This window comes from Enterovirga sp. CN4-39 (genome assembly GCF_049446235.1).
GTDB lineage: Bacteria > Pseudomonadota > Alphaproteobacteria > Rhizobiales > Beijerinckiaceae > Enterovirga.
The window spans coordinates 30,945-52,011 of record NZ_JBMSEF010000011.1; the positions used below are offsets into that span (position 1 = coordinate 30,945).

Sequence of the window (21,067 nt, forward strand, 5' to 3'; positions counted from 1 at the left end):
CCCTCCCCTGCAGGGAGGGATCAGCCCATGGGCACCGGCTTTCGCCGGTGCGAGCGGGGGGAGAGGTGAGCGGGCGGGATGGAGAGGGCCAAATGAAAAAGCCCCGGCCGGTGGCCGGGGCTCGTTCTTGGATCGGAGCCGGGCCGAAGCCCGACCGGATCAGTAGTTGTAGGCGCGCTCGCCGTGGTCCGTGACGTCGAGGCCCTCGCGCTCCTCCTCGGTCGTGACCCGGAGGCCGACGATGACGTCGACGACCTTGAACAGGATCGCCGAGCCGATGCCGGAGAAGAGCAGGGTGAAGACGACGGCCTTGATCTGCGCCCAGACCTGGGTGCCCATCGCATAAGCGCCGGGCGAGAGGGTGCCCGGATTGGCCGTGTAGTCGGCCAGGCCCGCGCCGCCGAGGCTCGGCGAGACGAGGATGCCCGTCGCGATCGCGCCCACGATGCCGCCGACGCAGTGGATGCCGAAGACATCCAGAGAGTCGTCGTAGCCGAGGGCGTTCTTCACCGTCGAGCAGAAGACGTAGCAGACCGCACCGGAGACGAGGCCGAGGACGAGCGAGCCCATCGGGCCGGCGAAGCCGGCGGCGGGCGTCACGGCGACGAGACCCGCGATCGCACCCGACACGAGGCCGAGGAGCGAGGGCTTGCCCTTGCCGCCCCACTCGACGAAGAGCCAGGACAACGCCGCCGCGCAGGTCGCCGCGAAGGTGTTGATCATGGCGAGCGCCGTCGTGCCGTTCGCCTCGAGGTTCGAGCCCGCGTTGAAGCCGAACCAGCCGACCCACAGGAGCGCGGCGCCGATCATCGTCATGGTCAGCGAGTGCGGGGCGAGCAGGTCGCGGCCGTAGCCGACGCGCTTGCCGATCATGATCGCGCCGACGAGGCCCGCGATACCGGCATTGATGTGGACCACCGTGCCGCCCGCGAAGTCGAGCGCGCCCCAGGAGAAGAGCATGCCGGCATCCGCCGTGACCTCGTCGAGCTTGGCCTGGGCGGCCGTCTTGGCGGCGCCGTCCGCGGCGGCCGCGACGGCCTTGGCGGCATCAGCCAGCGCGTCCGGGCCGGCCCAGTACCAGACCATGTGGGCCATCGGGAAATAGATGAGCGTGAGCCACAGGACCACGAACAGGATGAGCGCCGAGAACTTCATCCGCTCCGCGAAGGCGCCGACGATCAGGGCGGGCGTGATCATCGCGAACGTCATCTGGAAGCAGATGTAGACGTATTCCGGGATGACGACGCCGTTGGAGAAGGTGGCCGCCGTCGACTCGGCGTTGACGCCCATCAGGAAGGCCTTGGAGAAGCCGCCCACATAGGCGTTGAGGCCGCCGCCCGACGTGAAGGCGAGGGAATAGCCGTAGATCAGCCAGATCACGCCCGCGAGGCACACGATGGTGAAGACCTGCGTGAGGATCGATAGCATGTTCTTGGTGCGGACGAGGCCGCCATAGAACAGCGCGAGGCCGGGCACGGACATCATCAGGACGACCATGGCGGATACGAGCATCCAGGCGGTGTCGCCCTTGTTCGGGACCGGAGCCCCGGGCGCCGCGGCGGCTTCGACCGTCGGCGTCTGCGCGAGGGAGGGATCGGCAAAGAGGCACAAAGCGGCACCAACCCCCAGAAGGGCCGCCAGCCTGGAGCGGGACATCATCAAGTGTTCTCCGGAAGGATTTTTAGTGAGGGCGGGTCAGAGCGCATCGTTGTCGGTTTCGCCCGTGCGGATGCGGACCGCGTGCTCGATGGGCATGACGAAGATCTTGCCGTCGCCGATCTGGCCGGTGCGGGCGGCATTCGCGATGGCGTCGATCGCCTGCGGGACGAACTCGGACGCGACCGCGACCTCGATCTTCAGCTTCGGGAGAAAGCTCACGGCGTATTCGGCGCCGCGGTAGATTTCCGTGTGCCCCTTCTGACGCCCGTAGCCCTTCACCTCGGTCACGGTCAGGCCATGCACCCCGATGGCCGTGAGGGCGTCGCGAACTTCCTCAAGCTTGAAGGGCTTGATGATCGCCACAACGATTTTCATGGGAGTTTGCCCCGGTTGTTCGGCTTGCCGCCGAAACGTGAACACCTCGCCGGACACGCGCGTACCGGGAGACGCGTAGGGTCAAACAAGGGTCGTGCCAGTTCCGCTTAACCCCTGGGCAATCCGGAGCGGATGGCGCGCAGAGTCGCACTTGCCTATTTTGGCGGCAGATCCGGCTGGCGCTTGCGCTCCCGGACGAGGCCTTCCTGGGCCACGGAGGCAACGAGGCGCCCGGCCCGATCATAGACGAGGCCGCGCGAAAACCCCCTCGCCCCGGAGGCGCTCGGGCTGTCCTGGGCGTAGAGGAGCCAATCGTCGGCCCGGAACGGCCGGTGGAACCAGAGCGCGTGATCGAGGCTCGCGGCCTGGATGTTCGTCTGGATGACGCTCTGGCCGTGCGGGACCAGGGACGTGTCGAGCAGCGTGAAGTCGGACGCGTAGGCCAGGACGGAGCGGTGGATGGCAGGATCGTCCGGCAGCGGCCCGGTGGTCCTGATCCAGACCCGGAACTCGCCCTCGTGCGGGTCGGCCTGCGCGGTCCGCTGGTGGTCGACGGGCCGCAATTCGATCGGTCGCTCCCGCTCGAAATAGGCGCGGACCTGCGGGGACATGGACGGGATGGCGCCCGCCCGGATCTCCGCCTCGCCCGGCAGGTCCTCCGGCGGGGGAACCTGCGGCATGCGGGCGCCGTGTTCGAACCCCTCCTCCTCGAGGTGAAAAGAGGTGGTGAGGGCGAAGATCGGACGGCCATGCTGGATCGCCACAACCCGCCGCGTCGCGAAGCTGCGGCCGTCCCGGATCCGATCGACCTCGTAGATGATCGGGACCTTCGGATCGCCGCCCAGAAGGAAATAGGCGTGGAGCGAGTGCGGCTGCCTGTCCTCGACGGTCCGGCAGGCCGCCACCAGGGCCTGGCCGATCACCTGGCCGCCGAAGACGCGCTGCCAGCTGTCCTGCGGCGAACGCCCGCGGAACAGGTTCTCCTCCAGCTTCTCCAGTTCGAGGACCTCGAGGAGTTCGGCCACCGCGCCCGACATGTCTCACCTCCACCCGGCAGGGGCACGAGCCGGATGACGCGTGGCGGTGGACGGGTCAAGCTTGACGCGGCCCGGCGCCGTTGCGAGGACGGGCCATGCTGCCGCCTCGCGACCCGCCCAAGCGCCCGCCGGCCTGGCGCATCCTCATAGCAGGCGGCGGCCCGCTCGGCCTCACCCTGGCCCTGGCGCTCACCCGCGGCCTCGGTCCCGCGATCAGCGTCGCGGTGCTGGATCCGGGGTTCCGGAGGAGCCGGAGCGACCCGCGCGCCTATTCGCTCTCGCCCGGCGCGGTCGCCATGTACCGGACGCTCGGGATCTGGAGCGGGATCGCGGCCGAGGCGCAGCCGATCCACGGTATGACCATCACGGACAGCCGGGTCGAAGACGCCGTCCGTCCCGCCTATCTGCGCTTCGGCGACGACGAGGAGCCGCTCGCGCATTTCGTCGAGGCCGACCGCCTGGACGACGCGCTTCGGGAGGCCTGCCTGAGCGAGGGCGTCGAACTCGCCCCCGATCGGGTGACGGGGTTCGAGGCGGGCCCGAACGCCATCACGGTCGAGGCCGAAGGCGCGGTCCCGCGGCCGGTTTCGCTCCTTGTCGCCTGCGACGGGGGCCGGTCGACGATCCGGGAACTCGCCGGGATAGGCTGGGTCGGCCGCGCCTACCGGCAATCCGGCATCGTGGCGACGGTCGCACACGAGCATTCCCATGGCGGGGTGGCGATCCAGCATTTCCTGCCGGCCGGGCCCTTCGCCATCCTGCCGCTCACCGGAACGCTGGAGCACCCGAACCGGTCCTCGATCGTCTGGACGGAGAGCGAGGCCCGGATCGGCCCGCTGCTCGAGATGGGAAGGGACGCCGCGCAGCGGGAGCTCGAGGCGCGGTTCGGGCCGGAGCTCGGTCGCGTCGAGCTGCTGACCGACCTGTACGCATTCCCGCTCTCGGTCGGTCTCGCCCGGAGTTATGTCGGGCCGCGGCTCGCCCTGGTGGGCGATGCTGCCCACCGCGTGCATCCCCTGGCGGGACAAGGCCTCAACCTGGGGCTGGGGGATGTCGCGTCCCTGGCCGAGCGGATCGCCGAAGCGGTTCGGCTGGGCCTGGATCCGGGCGGCGAGCCGGTTCTCGAAGCCTACCAGCGCGACCGGCGGCTCGACGCCGTCGTGCTGGCAGGGGCTACGGATGCGCTGAACCGCCTGTTCTCCAACGACCGCCTGCCCTCGCGGGTCCTGCGGGATATCGGCCTCGGCATGGTGGACCGGGCACCGGGACTGAAAGGCCTCTTCGCCGGACAGGCCGCCGGCACTGCCGGCCGGGCGCCACGGCTGATGCGCGGCGAGCCGCTCTAGGCCCTCGCCAGGAAGGAGTTCCCGGCGCCCGTCCAGGCTATACCGAGATGGGCCGCGATGCTGGCGCCGATGTCGGCGAGGCTTGGCCTGACCCCGACCGAGCCGGGCGCGATAGCCGGCCCAAAGACCAGGATGGGCACCTGCTCCCGCGTGTGGTCCGTTCCCCGGAAGGTCGGATCGTTGCCGTGGTCCGCCGTGATGACGCACAGATCGCCGGGCGCCAGCGCCGCCCGGATCTCGGGAATGCGCGCATCGAACCGCTCGAGCGCCGCCGCATAGCCCGGCACGTCACGGCGGTGGCCGTATTCCGTGTCGAAATCCACGAGGTTTGCGAAGACCAGCCCGCCGTCCCCGAGATCCCGGAGGCCCTCGAGGGCCGCCGTGAGCCAGGCGTCGTTACCGGCGCCCTTCACCTCCCGCCCGGTGCCGCGATGGGCGAAGATGTCCCCGATCTTCCCGATCGAGATCACCTCCCGGCCGGCCCCGGCGAGGCAATCGAGGATCGTGTCGGAGGGCGGCGGGGTGGCGTAGTCGCGCCGGTTGGCGGTCCTCACGAAGTCGGCGCGCTCGTCCCCGGTGAACGGGCGCGCGATGACGCGGCCGATCCGATATCGATCGCAGAGCCGCCGCGCGATCCGGCAGACATCGTAGAGCCGCTCGAGCCCGAAGGCCTCTTCATGCGCGGCGATCTGGAACACGCTGTCGGCCGAGGTGTAGCAGATAGGCTTGCCGGTCCGGACGTGCTCGGCCCCGAGCTCGTCGACGATGGTAATGCCGGACGCATGCCGGTCGCCGAGAATGCCCGGAAGGCGAGCCTCACGAAGCAGGGCCTCGACAAGCTCCGGCGGAAAGGCGGGACGGGTGTCCGGAAAGTAGCCCCAGTCGAAATCCACCGGGACGCCGGCGATCTCCCAATGACCGGATGGCGTGTCCTTTCCGCGCGAAGTCTCACGACCGACGCCCCAGCAGCCGATCGCGGGCCCGGGCCGATCCAGCCCAGGGGGCACTCGGCCCGTGGATGCCTCGCAGGCGAGGCCGATCCCAAGGCTGGCCATGTTGGGCAACGAGAGCCGTCCGGATCGCAGCCCGAGGCGGTCGCCGCGTCCGATCGCGCATGCCTCCGCGATGTGACCGAGGGTGTCGGATCCCGCATCGCCGTAAGCGGCCGCGTCCGGTGCGCCCCCGATGCCGACGGAATCGAGGACGATGAGCAATGCTCGGCCGGTCATTCCCGCACCACGCCGGGTGCCGCGGCGGCCTCGAGGCCGAAGGCGGCCGCCATGAGAGCTCGGGTATAATCGGTGCGTGGTTCGGAGAAGATCTGCTCGGCCGGCCCCTCCTCGACCACGCGCCCGTCCTGCATGACCAGGACGTGGTTCGCCAAGGCTCGCACCACCTTCAGGTCGTGGCTGATGAAGAGGTAGGCGAGCTTCCGCTTCTTCTGCAGGCCGCGCAGCAGGTCGACGATCTGCGCCTGGACGGACATGTCGAGGGCGGAAGTCGGCTCGTCGAGAACAACGAACCGGGGTTCGAGCGCCATCGCGCGGGCGATCGCGATGCGCTGCCGCTGCCCGCCCGAGAATTCATGCGGATAGCGGTCCATCGACGCCGGATCGAGCCCGACATCGTGCAGGGCTCGCGCAACCGCCGCACGCTGCGCGGCCCGGGGCATGCTGCGCTGCTGCACGACGAGCCCCTCGGCCACGATCTCGGCCACGGACATGCGAGGGGATAGCGAGCCATACGGATCCTGGAAGACGACCTGCATCTCCTTGCGCAGCGGCCGGAGCGCTCTCCCGCCCACGCCGTCGATGTCGCGACCGAGCACGCAGATCGGGCCCTCAGAGCGGGTGAGCCGGAGCAGGGCCAGGCCGAGGGTCGTTTTGCCCGAGCCGGATTCTCCAACGATGCCGACGGTCTCGCCTTCGCGGACAGCGACAGAGACCCCATCTACGGCCTTCACGTGCCCGACCGTCCGACGCAGGAAGCCGCGGCGGATCGGGAACCAGACCTTCAGGGGCCCGGCCTTGACGAGGAATGGCGCCTCCGCCGGAACGGGCGTCGCTCTGCCCTTCGGCTCCGCCGCGAGGAGACGACGCGTATAGTCGTGCCGCGGGTTTCCAAACACCTCCGCAACCGGGCCGGACTCGACGATCTCGCCCTTGGTCATCACGCAGACCCGGTCGGCGATCTTTCGCACGATGCCGAGGTCGTGCGTGATGAAGAGCATGGACATCCCGAGCCGAACCTTCATCTCGGCCAGGAGTTTCAGGATCTGCGCCTGGACGGTGACGTCGAGTGCCGTCGTCGGCTCGTCCGCGATGAACAGCTTCGGCTCATTCGCCAGCGCCATGGCGATCATGACGCGCTGCCTCTGCCCGCCGGAGAGCTGGTGCGGATAGGCGCCGAGGCGACTTTCGGGCTCCCGGATGCCGACGAGTTCCAGCAATTCCAGAACTCGCGACCGTGCCGCGCGACCAGACAGGCCGCGATGGAGCAACAGGATCTCGCCGACCTGCTGCTCGATCGTGTGCAGCGGATTGAGCGACGTCATCGGCTCCTGGAAGACCATCGTGATGTCGTCGCCGCGAACGCGGCGGATCTCGTCCTCCTTCATCGCGAGAAGATCGCGGCCTTCGAAGAGAATGCGCCCGGAGGGATGATGCGCGGCCGGGTAGTTCAGGAGCTTCAGGATAGACAGCGCGGTTACCGACTTGCCCGAGCCGGATTCGCCTACCAGGGCCACGGTCTCACCGGGTTTCACGTGGAACGACACGCGATTCACTGCGAGCGAGTCCGCCCCGCCTTGGCGGAACGCGACGGAGAGGTCCTCGACGGAGAGGAGGACGTCCTCGCAAGTTCCGGCTCGGGCCGTCACGCGAGCGTCTTCCGCGGATCGAAGGCGTCGCGGACGGCCTCCCCGATGAAGATCAGGAGCGACAGCACGAAGGCGATGACGACAAAGCCGGTCAGGCCGAGCCAGGGTGCCTGGAGGTTCGCCTTGCCCTGGGCCAGCAGTTCGCCGAGCGAGGGCGACCCTGGCGGCAGGCCGAAGCCGAGATAGTCGAGCGAAGTCAGCGTCGCGATCGAGCCGTTCACGTTGAAGGGCAGGAAGGTCAGCGTCGCCACCATGGCATTCGGCAGCAGGTGCCGGAACATGATCGTGAGGTTCGACAGGCCAAGCGCCCGGGCGGCCCGGACATATTCGAAGTTGCGGCCGCGCAGGAACTCGGCCCTGACTACGCCCACCAGGGAAACCCACTCGAACAGGAGCAGGATCCCGAGGAGGACGAGGAAGCTCGGCGTGATGATCGAGGAAATGATGATCAGCAGGTAGAGCGAAGGGAGCGAGGTCCAGATCTCGATGAAACGCTGCATGATGAGATCGGTCCAGCCGCCGAAGTAGCCCTGGACGGCACCGGCCACGATGCCGACCACCGAGGCGATCGTGGCCAGGATGAGGCCGAACAGGATCGAGAGCCGCACGCCGTAGATCAGGCGTGCGACGACGTCCCTGCCCTGGTCGTCCGTGCCGAGCCAGTTCTGCTCGATCGCCCGGCAGGCCTCGCCCGGCGGAGGGTTCTTGCCCGCCTTCTCGGCGGCAGGCCGGCACTGCGCATCCGTCAGCATCCAGGTTGGCGGCGACGGGGCCGGGACGGGCAGGTCGAGATTATGGGTCGAGTAGGAGAACCGGATCGGCGGCCAGAGCGCCCAGCCGTTCTCGCTGATCTCCTTTGCGATCACCGGGTCCCGGTAGTCGGTGACGGCCAGAAAGCCGCCGAACTTCTCCTCCGGGTAGTCGACGAAGATCGGGGAGAGCAATTCGCCCTTGTAGCTGACGAGGATCGGGCGGTCGTTCGCGATGAAGTCGGCAAACAGGCTCGCGCCAAACAGCGCCAGGAATATCCAAAGCGACCAGAAGCCCCGGCGATTGGCTTTGAAATTAAGCCAGCGGCGCCGGTTGAGGGGGGAGAGGCGGACGAAGCCCTCGCGCGGCAGAGGAGGCGCCTCCGGGTTGTTCGCCGGCGACGCGACCGGGACCCGGTCGAGTTCAGGTGCGGGCACGACGGTGTCGCTCATCCCGACCTCACGCCTCGCGTGTCTCGAAATCGATCCGCGGATCGATCCAGACATAGGTCAGGTCCGAGATGAGGTTCACGACCAGGCCTATGAGCGAGAAGATGTAGAGGTTCGCGAAGACGACGGGATAATCCCGGTTGACGATCGACTCGAAGGAGAGGAGCCCCAGCCCGTCCAGCGAGAAGATCGTCTCGATCAGGAGCGAGCCTGCGAAGAAGGAGCCGATGAAGGCACCCGGGAAGCCCGCGACCACGATCAGCATCGCGTTGCGGAAGACGTGGCCATAGAGCACGCCCCGCTCGGACAGGCCCTTCATGCGGGCCGTCAAGACGTATTGCCGCCTGATCTCGTCCAGGAACGAGTTCTTGGTGAGGAGCGTCGAGGTCGCGAATGCGCCGAGCGCCATCGCGGTGATCGGCAGGGCGATGTGCCAAAGATAGTCGACGATCTTCCCGCCGAGCGAGAGGTCGTTCCAGTTCTCACTGGTCAATCCGCGCAGCGGGAAGATCTGCCAGAACGATCCGCCGGCGAAGAGCACGATGAGAAGGATCGCAAAGAGGAAGCCCGGGATCGCGTAGCCGACGATGACGACCGCGGAGGTCCAGACGTCGAAGGGGCGCCCGTCTTTCACAGCCTTCCGGATCCCGAGCGGGATCGAGATCGAGTAGGACAGGAGCGTCATCCAGAGCCCCAGCGTGATAGAGACGGGGAGCTTCTCCCGGATGAGCTGCAGGACCGACACGTCGCGAAAGAAGCTCTTGCCGAAATCGAAACGCGCGTAGTCGGCGATCATCTTCAGGAAGCGCTCGTGCGGGGGCTTGTCGAAGCCGAACTGCACCTCGAGCTGCTTGATGAAGCCCAGATCGAGGCCCTGCGCGCCACGGTATCGCGAGTTCATCTCCCCACCGGCGCCGGGCTGCATTCTCGCGGCGCCGGCGCCCATGTCGCCACCGGCGCCGCTGATCCGGCCGGTCGCGCCGATATCCGTACCTTGCAGTTGCGCCAGGATCCGCTCGATCGGCCCGCCCGGCGCGAACTGCACGATGATGAAAGAGATCAGCATGATCCCGAGAATGGTCGGGATCATGAGAAGGATGCGGCGGGCGATATAGGCCGCCATCAGGCAGGGCGCTCGCGCCGGCCGATCGGGCCGAGATGGGTGTGTCCGAAGCCGGCCGAGGATTTCAGCCCGTAGCCGAGCATCCGGTCGAGGCCGATATGAGCAAGCCAGATCGCGGCGATCGGCATCCAGGGTCCCTCCGGGGCGGCGAGGCCTAGGCAGCCCAGCATGAGCGGTGCCACGGTCGCGTGCAGGAGATTATAGGCTAATGCACCGATGCGCGGCCCGGCCATGTAGGCGAGCATCGACAGATCCGGCACGAAGAAAAGGCCGAGGTAGAGATACCAGCTCCAGCCTCCCCACGCGTAGGCGAGAGTTGCCGCTGCGAGGAGCGCCGCGCCCTCTAGCCTCAGCAAGGTCCGCAGGCCGCCCGAATGTGCCGCGGGCACTCCACCTTCGTCGCGCGCCGCTCCGCTCAAGTCCGTCCGATCCGCTTCGCCTTCTCCGGCTCATACCACCAGGTGGCCGGCGCGCCGAGATCGTAGGCGGGCGGGGTGGCCGGGTGGCCGAACATATCCCAATAGGCGACCGGGTTCGAACCGCGATACCACATCGGCACCCAGTAGCGTCCGGCGCGGAGGACCCGGTCGAGCGCGCGGACAGACGCCACCAAGTCTGGGCGGGTTTCCGCCTGGACGATCCCGTCGAGGAGGGAGTCGATCACGGGGTCGGAGATGCCGGCGAGGTTTTGCGAGCCCTTCGTTTTCGCGGCGAGCGAGCCGAAGATCAGCCGCAGCCCCTCCCCCGGGGTTGCGGAGTTCGAGTAGCGCGCCGTGACGAGGTCGAAATCGAATTCCTCCGTCCGCCGCTGGTACTGCGCCGCGTCGACGATGCGGGAGGTTGCCTGGATGCCGAGCAGGCCGAGATTACGGATGAAGGGCTGGGTGTGCGGCTGCAGGGTCGGCTGGAAGTCGAGGAACTCGATAGCGAGAGGCTCCCCCGAGGGTAGCCTGAGGCTGTTCCCTTCGCGCTTGCAGCCCGCCTCGCGCAACAACTCGCTCGCACGCCTCAACGCCGCGCGATCCTGGCCCGATCCATCTGACCGAGGAGGCGAATAAGGCTCCCCGAACACCTCGTCAGGCACACGGCCGCGGAACGGCTCGAGCAGCTTCATCTCCTCGGGCGATGGTTTCCCTTCCGCCTTGAGATCCGAGTTCTCGAAATAGGAGGCCGTACGCGTGTAGGCCCCGTACATGATCGTCGCGTTCGTCCACTCGAAATCGAAGGCGAGCCCGATCGCCTCGCGGATGCGCGGGTCCTTGAACTTGTCGCGGCGCGTGTTGAAGAACCACCCCTGCATGCCGGAGGGCGTGCGGTCCGGGATCGTCTCGCGCTTGACCTTCCCCTCGACGACTGCCGGGAAATCGTATCCGGTCGCCCAGATCCGCGCCGTGAACTCCTGGCGGAAGGTGAAGACGCCCGCCTTGAACGCCTCGAACGCGACCTGCCGGTCGCGGAAATATTCGTAGCGGATCTCGTCGAAGTTGTTCTGCCCGACGCTGACCGGGAGCTTCTCCGCCCAATGGTCCTTCACGCGCTCGAAGGCGATGAAGCGGCCGACCTCGAACTTGCCGACCTTGTAGGGCCCGGAGCCGAGCGGCGCCTCGAGCGTCGCGGCCTCGAAATCGTGCTTGTCGTAGTAGGCGCGCGAGAAGATCGGGAGCCCGGCGACGACGAGCGGAAGGTCGCGCGAGCGGCCCGGTGCGAAATCGATCCGCACGATATCCGCGCCGTCGGCCTCGGCGCCCCTCACCTGAAGAAGGTTTTGTGAGATGCGCGGATGGCCCTTGCTCTTGAGGAGGTTCACCGAGAAGGCGACATCCTCGGCCGTCAGCTTCGATCCGTCGTTGAACCGCGCCTCCGGGCGCAGGCGGAAGCGATAGGTCAGCCCGTCCTCGGTACGGCGCACGCCTGCGGCAACCAGGCCATACATCGCGTCCGGCTCGTCGAGGCCGCGCGCCATGAGGCTCTGGAAGGTAAGGCCCATTCCGGCAGCGCCGTCGCCTCGCAGGACGAAGATGTTCAGCGTGTTGAAGGTGTCGAAGTTCTGGTTCCCGGCCGTGAACGCGATCTGGTGCGAGAAGGCGCCGCCCTTGGGGGCATCCGGCCGCACATAATCGAAATGGCGGAAATCCGGCCCGTGCTTCAGGTCACCGAAGATCGACAGCCCGTGGCTTTCCGCCTCGTCCGCCAGGCCTCGCCCGGGCCGGACCGCGGACGCAACGCCGAGCGCCCCAGCTCCGGCGAGAAGCGAGCGACGACGCATTCCGACCTTCACCGCGGTGAGCCCGTCTTTGCGGCGAGCGTCTCGTCGTACCACCAGACGGTCGGGAAGCCGGAGCCGCCATACTCGGGCAGCTTCTCGGGCCGGCCGAAGCGGTTCCAGCGCGCCGTCCGGGTGACGCGCGAAGACCATTGCGGCACGACGAAATCATGCGCCAGCAGCACGCGATCCAGGGCCCGGGTGGCGGCCACGAGCTCCGGCCGGTCCTTCGCATAGATGATCCGCTCGATCAGGGCGTCGACCGCCGCGTCCTTGATACCTGCGAGATTGCGCGATCCCGGCCGGTCCGCCGCAGCGGAACCCCAGAACTCGCGCTGCTCGTTACCCGGGGAGAGCGACTGCGCCCAGACGGTTGTGGTTACATCGAAGTCGAAGGAGCGGAGCCGGTTCTGGTACTGCGCCGCATCCACGATCCGGACATCCACCCCGATCCCGATGCGCTCGAGAGCGCCCTTGTAGGGGAGGACAAAGCGTTCGGTGTTCTGGTCGAAGCCGAGGAACTCGGCCCGGAACGGCTCGCCCGTGCGCTTGTCGACAAGTTGCCGACCCTTCAACTCGTACCCGGCTTCGCCGAGCAGCCGTACGGCTTCCCGAAGATTGTTGCGCACCGCCTCCGGGCTTCCGTTCACCGGGTTTCGGTACGGCGTCGTGAACACCGAGGGCGGGACCTTGTCCTTCACGCTGTCCAGGATTTCCCGTTCAGGCCCCTCAGGGAGGCCTGAGGAGGCGAGGTCCGTTCCGAAGAAGTAGGAATCGATGCGCTGATACAGGCCGTAGAACAGCGTGCGGTTCGTGTCCTCGAAGTCGAAGGCCAGGTTGAAGGCGCGCCTCACTCGTGGATCGGCGAAGCGAGGCCGGCGCAGATTGAACACGAAAGCTTGCATTACGCCGGAGGAGCGAATCGGAAACTCCTCCTTGACGACGCGTCTCTCGGACACGGCCGGAAAGTCATAGGCCGTCGCCCAGTTGCGGGCGCTGTTCTCGGCCCGGAAATCGAGACGGTCGGCCTTGAACGCCTCGAGCAGCACGGTCGAATCGCGAAAGTACTCGAACCGGATCTCGCGGATGTTGTTGCGCCCGACATTCACGTTCAGGTCCCGCGCCCAGTAATCGGGCACGAGCTCATAGACGGCGAAGCGGCCCGGATCGAAACTCTTCAGGCGGTAGCGACCAGATCCCAGCGGCGGCTCCAGCGTCGTGGATTTGGGATCGCGCTTCTCGCCGTTCGGAGCCGTCCCCGTCCACCACGCCTTCGGCAAGACCGGCATCTGACCGACGATCTGAGGAAGTTCGCGGTTGCCCTTCTCGGAGAACGTGAAGGTCACCTCGTGGGGACCCGTCTGCTCCACCTTGGCGACGTTGTGATAGTAGAAGGCGTAAGTGGGCCGGGTCGATTTCAGCGTCTCGAAGGAGAAGATCACGTCGGCAGGCGTGATCGGCGAGCCGTCATGGAACTTCGCCTCGGGCCGCAGGCGATAGCTGACTTCCGCGAAATCGGCAGGATAGCTCAGCGCCTCTGCGATCAGCCCGTATTCGGTCGCAACCTCGTCCTCCGAGGCAACGAGAAGCGTGTCGTAGAGCAGGCTCTCGATCCCGTTCTCCAACTCGCCTTTCACGCCTTCGACGAAGGGATTGAAATTGTCGAACGTGCCCTGAGCACCAAGTCGGAGCAGGCCACCTTTCGGCGCATCGGGCCGGACATGCTCGAAATGCTTGAAGCCGGCCGGGTATTTCGGCGTGCCCAGGAGGGACACGGCGTGGCGCCAGACCTTTTCCTCGGCCAGGGATCGAGCCGGCAGCCCGGCAATGGCGGCCGTACCGGCGAGCCCGGCGAGGCGCAGGATCTCGCGCCGGTTATTCCCGATTGCGGAAAACGACTTTGAAATCATGGTCAGACCCGGCCGCAAGAATGTGTCGGGTTTGAGATCAGGGAACGAAAAAGGCCCGCGACGGAGGTCGCGGGCCTGTCTCTATCACTGGGGCTTCTGCTCCGTCTGGGGCGGCGTCACCTGTGCCGGGTCGGCCGGCTGTGTCGGAGACGGCTGCTGCTGAGCGCCAGGCTGGGTTTGGCTCTCGGCCGGCTGCGGGTTGGCTTGCAGCGGCGCGGGCGCCGGCTCGGCGCGCTGCCCCGGCATCGAAGGCGTGGGCTGCTGCTGGGTCTGCGACGGGCCGGGCGCCGCGGCAGGCTCTGCGGCCGGAGCGGCCTCGACCGCCGGCAGCGGAACAGGGCTATCCGACAGCGTCTGCAGGTAGCGGATCAGGTCGGCCCGCTCCTTCGGGTTCGAGATGCCGGCGAATGCCATGATGGTGCCGGGCACGAAGCCCTTCGGGTTGGCCAAGAAGTGGTCGAGATCGTCGAAGGTCCACTCGCCGCCCTTCGCCTTCAGGGCAGCGGAGTAGTTGAACCCTTCATGCGCGCCCTTCGGATGACCGATTACGCCAAAGAGGCCCGGGCCGATCTTGTTCGGGCCGCCCTTCTCGAGAACGTGGCAGGCGAGGCACTTCTTGGCGGAAGCCTGGCCCTTTGCGGGATCTGCGCTGGCGAGACGCACCGGAAGCGGCTCGGCCTGAGCCTGCTGGTCGCTCCCCCCGGCCGAAGCACCGGCCTCGGGCGCGGGAAGGTCATAGCCCGGCACCGCCGGCTTCTTCGGCGTGTAGAGGATCTCCGAGAAGATGTTCAGGCCCATGGCGAGCAGAAGTGCCCCGAGGACCGCACCCGCGATCTTGTTGCCGAGCAGCGGGTCCCGGCCGCCGCCGTGGGTCCCGCCCACCGAATCCATAGCCATGTCTACGTTCGCACTCCTGCCTCGACGGAACGCCAAGCCCGCGGCGCCGGTTGCTTAGCCGCATTTCCGCCGGATTGACAACGGTTCCAGACTACGCGCGTGGTCGCAGCGCTCGGATGACAACGCTGCGCGCGGCTGTTACAGCCCGGCGACTTTCCAAGCACCTGCCGTGTCAGACCCGCTCGTCCTCATACCGGCGCGCATGAGCGCCACGCGCCTGCCCGGCAAGCCGCTCGCCGAAATAGCGGGCGAACCCATGATCGTCCATGTCTGGCGACGTGCGTTGGAATCGGGCATCGGCCCTGTCGTCGTCGCGGCCGACGCGCCCGAGATCCTGGACGCCGTACGTGTCGCAGGCGGCCGGGCTGTCGCGACCCGTCCCGACCATGCCTCCGGCTCGGACCGGATCTGGGAAGCGGTCGAGATGGTCGATCCGGAAGGACGCCACGACCTGATCGTCAACGTGCAGGGCGACCTGCCGACCATCGATCCGGGCATTATCGCGGCCTGCATCGCCCCGCTTGCCGACCCGGAGGTCGATATTGCGACGCTTGCGGTGGTGATCACGCGTGACGAAGAGAGGACGGCCTCCTCAGTCGTGAAGCTGGTGGGCAGCGAGGTGGCGACCGGCCGACTGCGCGCGCTCTACTTCACACGCGCTACGGCGCCTTGGGGCGACGGGCCGCTCCTCCACCACATCGGCCTCTATGCGTATCGCCGGCGCTCGCTCCAGCGCTTCGTGACGCTCCCTCCCTCCCCGCTCGAGCAGCGCGAGAAGCTGGAACAGCTCCGGGCTCTGGAAGCCGGCATGCGGATCGATGCGACGATCGTCGACACGGTGCCGCTCGGCGTTGATACGCCGGACGATCTCGAGCGGGCCCGGGCGATTCTGTCCGGCAGGACTTTACGGTGATGGCAAAGATATCCTTCCAGGGCGAGCCCGGCGCGAACTCGCATACGGCCTGCTCGCAGGCCCGGCCCGACCATGAGCCCCTTCCCTGCGCGACCTTCGAGGACGCCTTTGCGGCCGTGAACGAGGGCGAGGCGGAACTCGCCATGATCCCGATCGAGAACTCGATCGCGGGACGCGTGGCGGACATCCACCATCTTCTGCCGACCTCCGGCCTCCACATCGTCGGCGAACACTTCCTGCCGATCCACTTCGACCTGATGGCGCTGCCGGGCGTGGTCGCGGAGGAGCTGAAGACGGTTCACAGCCACATCCACGCGCTCGGGCAGTGCCGCAAGATCATCCGCCGGCTCGGCCTCAAACCCGTCGTGGCGGGCGACACCGCAGGCTCCGCCCGCGAGGTTGCGCAGGCAGGCGATCGCACGCGCGCCTCGCTGGCGCCGCGCATGGCCGCCAAGATCTATGGCCTGAACGTCTTGGCCGAGGATGTCGAGGACGAGGCCTCGAACACGACGCGGTTCATTGTCCTCTCGAAGGAGGAGCGCTGGGCGCCGGCTGGAAACGGCCCGACCGTCACGAGCTTCGTCTTTCGGGTGCGCAACCTGCCGGCGGCGCTCTACAAGGCCCTCGGCGGCTTTGCGACCAATGGCGTCAACATGACCAAGCTCGAATCCTACATGGTCGAGGGCCAGTTCACGGCAACCCAGTTCTACGCCGAGGTCGACGGCCACCCGGACGATGCGGCCCTCTCTCGCGCGCTCGAGGAACTCGCCTTCTTCTCGCGTGAATTCCGGATCCTCGGCGTCTTCCCGGCGCATCCCTTCCGGAAGAGCCTGGACACGAGCACCTGATGGATAGCGGGCGGATCCATCGGGTGAGCGGCCTCGACCTCCACGTGGTCGAGGCCGGACCCGAGGATGGACCGCTCGTCATCCTGCTGCACGGCTTCCCGGAGTTCTCCTATGGCTGGCGCCATCAGGTCGGGCCGCTGGCCGAAGCGGGTTTTCGCGTGGCCGTTCCCGACCAGCGCGGCTATGCGAGAAGCGACAAGCCGGCCGGGATCGGGGCTTATCGCCTGCCGATCCTCGGGTCGGATGTGATCGGCCTCGCGGACGCATATGGGCACGATCGCTTCCATCTGGTGGGACACGATTGGGGCGGCATCGTCGCCTGGTGGGTTGCGGCAGCGCATCCGCAGCGCATTGAACGCCTTGCGATCGCGAATGCGCCGCACCCTGACGTCGTCTGGCCGTTCATCCGGCGCCATCCGACGCAGCTCCTGCGCAGCTACTATGTCGCCCTCTTCCAGATGCCCGGCCTTGCCGAGCGGCTGCTCGCGGCGGGCGATTATCGCGCGTTGCGCCGCGCCCTGACGGCAACGAGCAGGCGCGGCACGTTCTCGGACGAGGATCTGGATCGCTATCGCGAGGCTTGGTCCCAACCCGGCGCGATCACCGCGATGCTGAACTGGTACCGTGCCCTCGTGCAGCGGAAGACGCCGCCCGTCGGCCGCGTCCGCGCGCCGACCCGCATCTTCTGGGGCAAGCGGGATGGGGCGCTCGCGTCAGGTCTGGCAAAGGCGAGCCTCGCGATGTGCGATGCGGGCGCGATCACGTGGTTCCCGGACGCGAGCCACTGGGTGCAGCACGAAGAACACCTCTCCGTCAGCGCGGGCCTCCTCAGCCACCTTCGGGCGTAAGAGGTGCGGGCCGGACAGGCTCGTCCGGCCGCTTGCACGACCGCGTCTACTTGGCGGCCGACTTCTCGAAGAAGCTCGGATCGAACAGGCCATCCAGCGGCGCGGCCTTGTCGAGCGTGCCGATCGAGACCTGGTAATCCTGCATCTTGGCCGTGGCGTCCACGATGACGCGCGGGTCGGTCACGAAGCGGGAGGCTGGCGAGGTCAGCGCCTTCCTGATCGTCGCAAGATCGACGATGCCCTTTCCGAGCGCCGCCTCGACGAAGGGAGCTGCCTCGTCAGGCTTGTCCTTGAGCAGCTTCTCCGCCTTCACGAGAGCATCCACCAACCCCTGGACCTTCTCGGGATGGGCCTTGGCAAAGGCAGGGGTCACGGCGACTACCGTGCCGGGCTGAGACGGGAACATCTGCCCCCCGGTCGCGACGAGCTTGATGTTGGGATTGCGGCCCTGGACGATAGTCAGGGCAGGCTCGCGAATGGCCGCGCCTTCGACCGCGCCGACGAGCACAGCCTGCTGCGTGGCGTCGATGCCCATCGAAACGATCTCGGCATCGGCCTTGTCGGCCTTGGCGACCTGCCAGAGCCAGTGCTGCAAGGTGGTGTTCGGGACGGATCCCGGGGGCTGGGCGGCGAGCCGCGCCGGCTTTCCTTCCTTCGCCCGGTAATCCTTCAGGGCCTGCGCAGGCGCGACGCCCTCCTTGAAATACGAGGCGAGCTTCGGCCCGGCGACGAAAACCATTTCCTCGACCGCCGTCGCGGTGACGACCTTCGATTCGATCCCCTTCGCGCGCGCCACGGCGAGCGGCATGACGCCCGCCACGTAGATGTCGATCGTGCCCGAGGCGAGCGCCTGGATCATGTTCGGCCCGGACTCGAACACAGTAAACTTCAGGTCGAGGCCGGCCTCCTTGGCCCACCCCTGCCCGTTCGCCACGAAGATCGGGGCGGCACCCACGATGGGAATGACGCCGACCCGCGCGGGGACGGTCTGGGCGGAGGCGGCAGAGACGGCCAGCGCGGCGCCGGCGGCCGCCGCGAGAAAGCTCTTGAGCATGGAAGATCCCTGAATTCGGAATCCACATAGGGACCTCGGAAGCAAAATCAAATATCGCCGTCGAATTGTGATTTACGGCCGTCAGCGGGCCTGTCCGTGGTACTCCGGGTTAGGCCGCATATCGACCGCGGATGCCATGCGGTTCGACATGTTGAAGAATGCGGCGACCGCGCCGATGTCCCAGATGTCGCGCTCGCCGAAGCCGGATGACCGCAAGGCCGCCCGGTCCGCCTCCTCGATCGCCCAAGGCGTGTCGGTCAGCTTCACGGCGAAATCCAGCATCGCCCGGTGCCGGGGCGAGAGCTCCGCCGCCCGGTAGTTCATGACCATGAGCTCTCCCAGAACCGGATCTCCCGAGAGCTGGCGGACCGCGGCGCCATGCGCCGTGAGGCAGTAATAGCAGCGGTTCTGGCTCGAGACCGCGACGGCGATCATCTCGCGCTCGAGCTTGGACAGCCCGGACGGAGCCAACATCAGGTCATTGTACATGGCCGCGAACGCTTCGAGCTTCGCGTTGTCATGCGCGTAGGAGGCAAGCACGTTCGGCACATAGCCGATCTTTTCGTCGCACTTGGCGAAGTAGCCCTCCATCTCGGACGAGAGCTCGCCGCGGGGCAGGTCGAGCGCCATCGGGCGATCGTCCACCTGCCGGGCCGGCCGCTCGCCCACCTCGGGCTTCCTCCCCTCCTTCGCGCCACGGTCCTGATGCTCGCGCTGCGGCTTAGCCTTCGCCATCCCGGCCTCCCTGTCTGCCGGAGAGGATAGACGACGCCGGTTGCCGCCGCGACCGCAGAGGGGGTGTCACATCTCTGCAATCGCGATTTGACATGAGGGAGGAACCGAACCCGAATCTCAGGGTGGGACGTGCAGGCTCAGAACCGCCGCTACCGCGCCGTCTTCATCTCGGACGTCCATCTCGGGACCCGAGGCTGTCAGAGCGCCCTGCTCCTCGACTTCCTGCGCGAGGTCGAGAGCGACACGATCTACCTCGTCGGCGACATCGTGGATGCCTGGCGCCTCAAGCAGAGCTGGTTCTGGCCGCAGGAGCACAATGACGTCGTCCAGAAGCTGCTGCGCAAGGTCCGCAAACATGTCCGGCTGATCTACATCCCGGGCAACCACGACGAATTCCTGAAGGATTATCTCGGCACCCATTTCGGCGGGGTCGAGGTGGTGTCACGGGCCATTCACGTCGCAGCCGACGGCCGGCGCTATCTCGTGGTGCACGGCGACGACTTCGATGTCGTCGTGCGGCATGCGCGATGGCTCGCGCTCCTCGGCGACTGGGCGTACGAGGCCGCCCTCCTGGTCTCCAGCTACATCAACCTCGCCCGCCGGCATCTCGGCCTCACCTACTGGTCGCTCTCCCAATGGGCGAAGCTGAAGGTCAAGAACGCCGTCAGCTTCATCGGCGATTACGAGGCGGCCCTCGTGAACGAGGCGAGGCGGCACGGCGTCGACGGCATCATCTGCGGGCACATCCACCACGCCGTCATCCACGACCACCTCGGCATCCGCTACATGAATTGCGGCGACTGGGTGGAGAGCTGCACCGCTCTCGCCGAGACCTATGACGGCGAATTCGAGCTGATCCGCTGGACGGCGCTGACGCCGCGGCAGGCCAGGCTGAAGCTCGCTGCCCCTCACGCGGAAGCGGCTGCGGCCTGATGCGCCTGCTCGTCGCGACCGACGCGGCAGCCCCCCAGGTGAATGGGGTCGTGCGGACGCTCGACGAGACCGCCGCCGCTCTCGCCCGGGTGGGCGTCCAGACGACGTTCCTGACGCCGGCCGCCTTCGCGGCCGCGCCGATGCCGACCTATCCGGAGATCCGCCTCTCCTTCGCGACGGCAGGCCGGGTCGCCTCCTTCGTGCAGGAGAAGGGATTCGACGCGATCCACGTCGCGACCGAAGGCCCCATCGGCATGGCGGCGCGCAGGTTCTGCCTTCGCAACGGCCTCGCCTTCACGACGAGCTACCACACCCGCTTTCCCGAATACCTCCGGGTCCGGGCGCCGATCCCTCTCGCCTGGAGCTACGCTTGGCTGCGGCGGTTCCACAATGCGGGTTCCGCCACCATGGTGTCGACCGCCAGCCTCGCGCGCGAGCTCGAAAGCCGCGGCTTCGAGCGGCTGAAGGTCTGGGCGCGAGGCGTGGACACGGCGCTGTTTCGCCCCCGCTCCGCCACCCTCGGCCTGCCCCGCCCCATCTTCCTCTTCGTCGGCAGGCTCGCGGTGGAGAAGAATCTTCCGGCCTTTCTCGCCCTCGACCTGCCGGGAACCAAGCTCGTCGTCGGCGACGGCCCGCAGCGCACCTTCTTGCAGTCGGCGCATCCCGAGGCCGTCTTTCTCGGTCTCCGAACGGGAGAGGATCTCGCCCGCATCTTCGCGTCAGCGGACGCTTTCGTGTTTCCGAGCCTGACCGACACCTACGGGATCGTGCTTCTCGAAGCGCTGGCCTCGGGTGTTCCCGTCGCCGCTTTTCCGGCCCCGGGCCCACGGGACGTGCTCGCCGGCAGCGGCGTGGCCGTGCTCGATCATGATCTCCAAGGGGCGGCCCTTGCGGCGCTCCGGATCCCGCGGGAGCGCTGCCGGGTGTTTGCGCTCCGCCATTCGTGGGAGGAAAGCGCCAGCGCCTTTCTCTCGCATGTTGTCCCTCTCAGGGAGCCGGTGTCGACGCCTCGTGCACTCGTGCTACGCTCGGCCGGCTAGGCGAGCGCC

Annotated in this window: 19 protein-coding genes; 6 read left to right on the forward strand and 13 right to left on the reverse strand. The window is 67.4% G+C overall.

The genetic code is table 11. The features are described 5' to 3' along the window. Positions 1–159: 159 nt before the first annotated feature. The 3 genes from ACO2SS_RS17780 to tesB all read right to left on the reverse strand — a co-directional run bounded on the left by ACO2SS_RS17780 (position 160) and on the right by tesB (position 3,071). Positions 160–1,659: an ammonium transporter gene (locus ACO2SS_RS17780; protein ID WP_423279105.1), complete on the reverse strand. Its 1,500-nt coding sequence runs from the start codon at positions 1,657–1,659 to the stop codon at positions 160–162. Positions 1,660–1,695: 36 nt separating this feature from the next. Beyond that, a complete protein-coding gene (locus ACO2SS_RS17785; RefSeq protein ID WP_423279106.1) occupies positions 1,696–2,034 on the reverse strand; it encodes a P-II family nitrogen regulator in 339 nt (112 codons plus the stop codon). Between the two features lie 155 nt (positions 2,035–2,189). Next, positions 2,190–3,071, reverse strand: a complete 882-nt coding sequence (gene tesB, locus ACO2SS_RS17790) for an acyl-CoA thioesterase II (protein WP_423279107.1) — start codon at positions 3,069–3,071, stop codon at positions 2,190–2,192. Positions 3,072–3,166: 95 nt separating this feature from the next. Here tesB and ACO2SS_RS17795 point away from each other — a divergent pair, with 95 nt between their 5' ends. Beyond that, positions 3,167–4,417 carry an FAD-dependent monooxygenase gene (locus ACO2SS_RS17795; protein ID WP_423279108.1) on the forward strand — a complete coding sequence of 417 codons (1,251 nt, stop codon included), beginning with the start codon at positions 3,167–3,169 and terminating at the stop codon, positions 4,415–4,417. On the opposite strand, the gene ACO2SS_RS17800 is transcribed toward ACO2SS_RS17795, so the two are convergent. The 8 genes from ACO2SS_RS17800 to ACO2SS_RS17835 all read right to left on the reverse strand — a co-directional run bounded on the left by ACO2SS_RS17800 (position 4,414) and on the right by ACO2SS_RS17835 (position 14,687). Beyond that, positions 4,414–5,646: a phosphopentomutase gene (locus ACO2SS_RS17800; protein ID WP_423279109.1), complete on the reverse strand. Its 1,233-nt coding sequence runs from the start codon at positions 5,644–5,646 to the stop codon at positions 4,414–4,416. The two genes, ACO2SS_RS17795 and ACO2SS_RS17800, sit on opposite strands and share 4 nt — an antisense overlap. Then, on the reverse strand, positions 5,643–7,295 hold the full coding sequence (locus ACO2SS_RS17805) for an ABC transporter ATP-binding protein (RefSeq protein WP_423279110.1): 1,653 nt from the start codon (positions 7,293–7,295) through the stop codon (positions 5,643–5,645). Before ACO2SS_RS17805 ends, ACO2SS_RS17800 begins: the two co-directional genes overlap by 4 nt. Then, complete coding sequence (locus tag ACO2SS_RS17810) at positions 7,292–8,497, reverse strand: ABC transporter permease (RefSeq protein ID WP_423279111.1); 1,206 nt, start codon at positions 8,495–8,497, stop codon at positions 7,292–7,294. Before ACO2SS_RS17810 ends, ACO2SS_RS17805 begins: the two co-directional genes overlap by 4 nt. Before the next feature lie 7 nt (positions 8,498–8,504). Further along, a complete protein-coding gene (locus tag ACO2SS_RS17815) occupies positions 8,505–9,617 on the reverse strand; it encodes a microcin C ABC transporter permease YejB (protein ID WP_423279112.1) in 1,113 nt (370 codons plus the stop codon). Beyond that, a complete protein-coding gene (locus ACO2SS_RS17820; protein WP_423279113.1) occupies positions 9,617–10,036 on the reverse strand; it encodes a DUF4260 domain-containing protein in 420 nt (139 codons plus the stop codon). Before ACO2SS_RS17820 ends, ACO2SS_RS17815 begins: the two co-directional genes overlap by 1 nt. Further along, a complete protein-coding gene (locus tag ACO2SS_RS17825) occupies positions 10,033–11,883 on the reverse strand; it encodes an extracellular solute-binding protein (protein WP_423279114.1) in 1,851 nt (616 codons plus the stop codon). The genes ACO2SS_RS17820 and ACO2SS_RS17825 overlap by 4 nt, the downstream gene beginning before the upstream one ends. An 8-nt stretch (positions 11,884–11,891) precedes the next feature. Then, positions 11,892–13,790 (reverse strand): extracellular solute-binding protein, encoded by a 1,899-nt coding sequence (locus tag ACO2SS_RS17830; RefSeq protein ID WP_423279115.1) that lies wholly within the window; start codon positions 13,788–13,790, stop codon positions 11,892–11,894. Positions 13,791–13,874: 84 nt separating this feature from the next. Then, positions 13,875–14,687: a c-type cytochrome gene (locus ACO2SS_RS17835; protein ID WP_423279116.1), complete on the reverse strand. Its 813-nt coding sequence runs from the start codon at positions 14,685–14,687 to the stop codon at positions 13,875–13,877. 169 nt (positions 14,688–14,856) lie between these two features. On the opposite strand from ACO2SS_RS17835, the gene ACO2SS_RS17840 reads away from it, so the two are divergent. Genes ACO2SS_RS17840 through ACO2SS_RS17850 form a run of 3 tightly spaced genes read left to right on the forward strand, consistent with a single transcriptional unit; the run spans position 14,857 to position 17,296 of the window. Continuing rightward, positions 14,857–15,600, forward strand: a complete 744-nt coding sequence (locus tag ACO2SS_RS17840) for a 3-deoxy-manno-octulosonate cytidylyltransferase (RefSeq protein ID WP_423279117.1) — start codon at positions 14,857–14,859, stop codon at positions 15,598–15,600. Next, on the forward strand, positions 15,600–16,448 hold the full coding sequence (locus tag ACO2SS_RS17845; protein ID WP_423279118.1) for a prephenate dehydratase: 849 nt from the start codon (positions 15,600–15,602) through the stop codon (positions 16,446–16,448). The genes ACO2SS_RS17840 and ACO2SS_RS17845 overlap by 1 nt, the downstream gene beginning before the upstream one ends. Then, complete coding sequence (locus ACO2SS_RS17850; RefSeq protein ID WP_423279119.1) at positions 16,448–17,296, forward strand: alpha/beta fold hydrolase; 849 nt, start codon at positions 16,448–16,450, stop codon at positions 17,294–17,296. The genes ACO2SS_RS17845 and ACO2SS_RS17850 overlap by 1 nt, the downstream gene beginning before the upstream one ends. 46 nt (positions 17,297–17,342) lie before the next feature. Here the strand turns inward: ACO2SS_RS17850 and ACO2SS_RS17855 are convergent, their stop codons facing one another. Both ACO2SS_RS17855 and ACO2SS_RS17860 read right to left on the reverse strand, forming a co-directional pair. Continuing rightward, complete coding sequence (locus ACO2SS_RS17855; protein WP_423279120.1) at positions 17,343–18,350, reverse strand: ABC transporter substrate-binding protein; 1,008 nt, start codon at positions 18,348–18,350, stop codon at positions 17,343–17,345. An 81-nt stretch (positions 18,351–18,431) separates the two neighbouring features. Continuing rightward, a complete protein-coding gene (locus ACO2SS_RS17860; RefSeq protein ID WP_423279258.1) occupies positions 18,432–18,980 on the reverse strand; it encodes a peroxidase-related enzyme in 549 nt (182 codons plus the stop codon). Positions 18,981–19,214: 234 nt separating this feature from the next. Between ACO2SS_RS17860 and ACO2SS_RS17865 the strand changes: the two genes are divergently transcribed. Together ACO2SS_RS17865 and ACO2SS_RS17870 are read left to right on the forward strand one after the other, a co-directional pair. Next, a complete protein-coding gene (locus ACO2SS_RS17865) occupies positions 19,215–20,018 on the forward strand; it encodes a UDP-2,3-diacylglucosamine diphosphatase (RefSeq protein WP_423279122.1) in 804 nt (267 codons plus the stop codon). Beyond that, positions 20,018–21,058, forward strand: coding sequence for a glycosyltransferase family 4 protein (locus tag ACO2SS_RS17870; RefSeq protein WP_423279123.1), 1,041 nt, complete (start codon positions 20,018–20,020; stop codon positions 21,056–21,058). The genes ACO2SS_RS17865 and ACO2SS_RS17870 overlap by 1 nt, the downstream gene beginning before the upstream one ends. Positions 21,059–21,067 lie beyond the last annotated feature (9 nt).